The organism is Brooklawnia sp. (assembly GCF_049651565.1).
In the GTDB taxonomy this organism is placed as follows: Bacteria; Actinomycetota; Actinomycetes; order Propionibacteriales; family Propionibacteriaceae; genus Brooklawnia.
In genome coordinates this window covers 1-4,627 of sequence record NZ_JBASCI010000146.1, presented here as the reverse complement: position 1 = coordinate 4,627, position 4,627 = coordinate 1, and the positions used below count along the sequence as shown (strand labels likewise).

The 4,627-nt window shown below is 67.2% G+C and carries 5 protein-coding genes; 2 read left to right on the top strand and 3 right to left on the bottom strand.

Annotated features, from left to right (window positions below; all coding sequences use genetic code 11):
• Positions 1–84 precede the first annotated feature (84 nt).
• Positions 85–1,551 carry an ammonia-forming cytochrome c nitrite reductase subunit c552 gene (locus WBL05_RS06925; RefSeq protein WP_424224703.1) on the bottom strand — a complete coding sequence of 489 codons (1,467 nt, stop codon included), beginning with the start codon at positions 1,549–1,551 and terminating at the stop codon, positions 85–87.
• A gap of 4 nt (positions 1,552–1,555) precedes the next feature.
• Positions 1,556–2,053: a cytochrome c nitrite reductase small subunit gene (nrfH, locus tag WBL05_RS06920; protein WP_424224702.1), complete on the bottom strand. Its 498-nt coding sequence runs from the start codon at positions 2,051–2,053 to the stop codon at positions 1,556–1,558.
• 181 nt (positions 2,054–2,234) lie between these two features.
• Between nrfH and WBL05_RS06915 the strand changes: the two genes are divergently transcribed.
• Positions 2,235–3,413: a pyridoxal phosphate-dependent aminotransferase gene (locus WBL05_RS06915; protein WP_424224700.1), complete on the top strand. Its 1,179-nt coding sequence runs from the start codon at positions 2,235–2,237 to the stop codon at positions 3,411–3,413.
• Positions 3,414–3,524: 111 nt separating this feature from the next.
• Positions 3,525–3,674: a hypothetical protein gene (locus tag WBL05_RS06910; RefSeq protein ID WP_424224698.1), complete on the top strand. Its 150-nt coding sequence runs from the start codon at positions 3,525–3,527 to the stop codon at positions 3,672–3,674.
• Here WBL05_RS06910 and WBL05_RS06905 read toward each other — a convergent pair.
• A partial coding sequence (locus tag WBL05_RS06905) for a multicopper oxidase domain-containing protein (protein WP_424224697.1) occupies positions 3,671–4,627 on the bottom strand: 957 nt, incomplete at its 5' end. The genes WBL05_RS06910 and WBL05_RS06905 overlap by 4 nt on opposite strands.

The window sequence follows — 4,627 nt, the reverse complement described above, 5'->3', positions numbered from 1 at the left end:
GAGTTGCTCTGCGTCGGCGCCCTGTGGATGTGCGGTCCTCGTCCTGTGGTTATCCAATGTCAGTTCCTGGGGGTCTGTCCAGCATCAGGCCGGCGGCTCCACCGGCGGGATGTCGTAGGTCTCTGGCCCACGGGCGTTCTCGACGTCGATACCCCGCAGCACCAGCTGTCCGGAACGAGCGTAGTCGGTCGCCTGGTTGAGGATCGCAATGGAGTACGCCGGTGCGTGGAAGCCGTAGGAGTTCTCCGACACCGTGTAGTCGACGATGTACTGCGCCTTGCGCTGGAAGTCGCGGGCCGCGGCCAGCTGGTCCTCGGTCACGGTGCCCTCGTCCATCGCCGCCACGATGTCGTCGATCAGCGCCTGCACGGCGGTGAAGGAGACGTTCTTGGCGTCGTGCCAACGGGCCTGGATGTCGTCCACCCGCTGGTTCATCTCTTCAGCGGTGGAGTGGTGGCAGGTCAGGCAGGACTGGTTGATCGTCTCCTCGCTACGCATCGGGCTGGCGATCTGGTGGTCGGAGATCTTGGCCGCCCCGGTCCGCTGGTAGGACATGTGGCAATCGGCGCAGGTCACGCCGTTGGCGGCGTGGATGCCCTGGGAGTAGGTCTCGAAGTCGGGGTGCTGCGCCTTGATGACGCTGGCCTGGGTGTCGGCGTGCACGAAGTCGCTGAAGCCGACCCCGTCGAAGTAGGCGATCGCGTCGTTGACGGTGAGGCCTTCGTGCCACGGGAAGGTGAGGGTCTTCTCCTCGCCCTTGAAGTAGTACTCGACGTGGCACTGCGCGCAGACGTAGGCCCGCATCTCCTGGTTGGTGGCGTCGGTGTTGACGTCGTAGTTCTCGATGCCCTGGCTGGCCTTGAAGTTCCTGATGCCCTCGACGAAGGCCGGCCGGGTGATCCGCAGCGCCATGGTCTCGGGTTCGTGGCAGTCGATGCAGGCGATCGGCCCGGCGGCGTGCTGCACGGCCTCGCCGTAGGGCAGCTTGTTCATCTCGGCCCAGCCGGCGGCCTGGTCGCCGTCGCCGAGGTTGTTGACGATCTCGGGCAACGAGGCGTGGCAGTTGAGGCAGGCGCCGGACTGGTTGAAGTTGGTCTGCCGGTGCGTCCACTGCTGGTCGACCAGCATGTACTCGTGGCCGCGCGGTTCGCGGTACTCCACCGAGAAGGCGTAGCCGCGCCAGATGGTGACCAGCCGCGGTTCCATCGCCAGCTTGCTGTGGGTGATGAAGTCACCGCGCTGGTCGTTCTCGGTGTTCGGCGGGTCGTTGGGGACCTTGTCCTCCTCGGCCATCTCGGCGGTGGCCTTGAACCCCTCGTACTGCAGCGGGAAATTCTGGCCCCACACCGCCGGGTCGTAGGTGGTCTCGGTGATCTCGACCACCTGGGTGAACGGCTGGGTGGCTTCCTGCCGGTGCGCGAAGATCGTCGTCAGCAGCCAGGTCAGCCCCGCGGCAGCGATCGCGACGGCGATCAGCACGACGATGGGTACCCACCGCTTGCGGGGGCCGGTCCAGGTGGTGTCAGTGTTCTGGGAATTGCTGGTACTCATCAGTTCACCTCATGTGGCCCACGCCGTCGTGGCACCGGATGCAGGAAAGGGTCTCGCCCCTGTGGTTGGAATCGTTCTGGATCTGATCGACGATGTTGCTGTGGCAGTACACGCAGGCGTCCTCTGTCACCCGCCGGTTGTGCTCGCGTATCTGGATGTTCTCGGGATAGTTCTGCAAGGTGAACTTCAGCGAGTGCATGAAGCCGTTCTCCGCCTTGTTCGCATACTTGGCGATCAGGTTGCCGTGCGGGGCGTGGCAGTCGTTGCAACCGGCGACGTCGCGGTGGCTGCCCCGCTGCCACGCGTTGTACTGCTCGTTCATCGCGTGGCACTGGTTGCAGGTCGCCGGGTCGTTGCCGAAGTAGCTCAACGTGCCGGCATAGAAGAAGGTGAAGAACCCGACCCCGAGGATCACACCGATCAGCGCAGCAAGCGTCACGCCAAGCCAACCTGTGAAGGCGTGCGTGAAGTCGTTCCAGCGGGCTTTGATCCACTGGGCCATGACACTCTCCTCCGCAGCGCTGCGAACTGACCTTGGGATGCATCCTACCAGCCGTGGGAGGAAATCCGGCAAGGAGTGCCACCCAGCCTAGCGGGAACCGCGCGGCTGTGCGGCAGGTGTGCAGCACTCCACGGACCGGTCTCCCGCCGGCGTTGTCAGGGGCGGGTGGCATGATCCACCCATGGGTGTGCGAGTGTCGAGCCGGGGCCGGGTCGAGCCGTTCTACGCGATGGAACTGCTGAAGCTGGCCAACCAGAAGCGCCAGACCGGGATGGACGTGATCTCGCTCTGCCTGGGGCAGCCGGCCGCCGGGGCACCCGCCGTGGTGCGCCGGGCCGCCATCGACGCCCTGGCCTCCGGCTCGCCGCTGGGGTACACCGACGCCAACGGCATCCCGACGCTGCGTGCGGCGATCAGCGCGCACTACGCGTCCGGTTACGGTGTCGAGGTCGACCCGGCGCGGGTGCTGGTGACCACCGGGTCGTCGGCGGCGTTCACCGCGATCCTGCTCGCCGCTTTCGAGTCGGGGGATGCGGTGGCGATGGCGCGGCCGGGTTATCCCGCCTACCGAAACGTGCTGGGAGCGCTCGGCTGCCAGGTGGTCGACCTCGATTGCGGCCCGCAGACCGGCTTCCAGCCGACGGTCGAGATGCTGGACGCCCTGCCCGCGCCGCCGGCCGGGCTGATCGTGGCGTCCCCGGCGAACCCGACCGGCACCATCATCGAGCCCGGACGCCTGGCGGCCATCGCCGACTGGTGCAGCGGGCACGGCACCCTGCTGATCAGCGACGAGATCTACCACGGCATCTCGTTCGGCGGGCCGACCGCGTCGGTGCTGCAGGGCTCCGACCGGCACGTCGCGGTCGGTTCGTTCAGCAAGTACTACTGCATGACCGGTTGGCGGGTCGGCTGGCTGGTGGTGCCCACCGAACTGGTCCGAAACGTGGAACTGCTGCTGGGCAACCTCAACCTGTCGACCCCGACGCTGTCCCAGCTGGCCGCGGTGACCGCCTTCAGTCCGGACGCCCGGGTCGAACTGGACGCCCACGTGGCGAGGTACCGAGCCAATCGCGACCTCGTGCTGCGCCGGCTGCCCGACATCGGGGTGCGCGACACGCTGGTGCCGGACGGTGCGTTCTACGTCTACCCGGACATCTCCCACCTGACCGACGACTCGCTCGGCTGGTGCCTGCGGGCGCTGGACGAGATCGGGGTGGCGCTCACCCCGGGGGTTGACTTCGCACCGCTGCGTCCCGGTCGGGTTTCGGCCACTGATGGGTCGCGGTACATGCGGATCAGCACCGCCGGGGCGGCCGAACAGATCGATGAGGCGTTCGACCGTTTGCTGAGCTGGGTCTAATAGTTGATTGAAGAATAAAGATCACACCGGAAAGGGTGTGCGGACTGCGTTTCAACCCTGCCAACATGGCCAGAAGGCCTACCTGGCCACGTCAACGAAAGGGAGCTAACCGTGGTAGCACTCGGAGTGATTCTGCTCATTGTCGGTCTACTGGTCGACACCGGTCTGCCGCTGACGACGATCGGTCTGGTCCTGATCGTGGTCGGCCTGATCCTGAACTTCGTCCCGATTCGCAACGGGCGGGGCATCCGGGTCTTCTAGCCGCTGGAGTCGGTGACCTCCACGATGCCGTGCGCACCGCGCTCGGCATCGTTCATGATGTGCGACACCACCGGGTAGTGCCCCGCCTCGGGGAAGGTCAGTTCAACGAAGCCGCCCTGGGCGGCCTGCAGGCCGAGCGCCTGGGCGCCGCCGCCGGTCTGGCCGAAGGCGTCAACCCCCTGGCGAAGGCGGTAGCCGCCCTCGAAGTAGACGGTGTCGAACTGGCCGCCGACGATGTGGAAGCTGCTCGGCAGGTTCGGTCCGGCGGCCAGCACCCAGAACCGGACGCGTTCGCCGACCCGGGCGGTGAACGGGAACTGGTCGTACTGGTTGGCGATGCCGTTGAAGACCACCTTGTCGGGCTCACCCGTGGCGACCTGGGCGGCGTCCACCTCGGACGCGTCAGCCGGGCCGGCGCCACCGCCGCCGAGGTAGACCTCGGACTGGACGACGACGTAGCTGCGGTCGACCTCGGGCAGCCCGCCCTCCGGCTCGACGATCACCGCACCGTGCATGCCGGCCGCGATGTGCGCGCTCATCGGCATCGTCGAGCAGTGGTACATCCAGATGCCCGCCCGGTCGGCGGTGAACGTGTAGACCAGCGACTCCCCCGGCGGGATCGTCCGCATCACCTCGTCGGGAGCGACCTCGCTGGCGTGGAAGTCGATCGAGTGACCCATCGTGCCGTCGTTCACCAGGGTGATCTCGAAGGTGTCGCCGACCCGGCCATGCAGGGTGGGCCCGACCGGCCCGCCGTTGTAGGTCCAGCGCTGCTGCCACACCCCGGGTGCCACTTCAAGGGTGACCTCCTCGACGGCGATGGTGGTGCGGTGCACCCGCTCGTCACCCAGCGGCGCCAGCACCGGGTCGACGTGCCTGGTCAGCGGGGTGTTCGGGTCGGCGCTCACCGGGACGTCGGCGGCCGACCCGTCTTGGCCGGCGCCGTGCTGGCT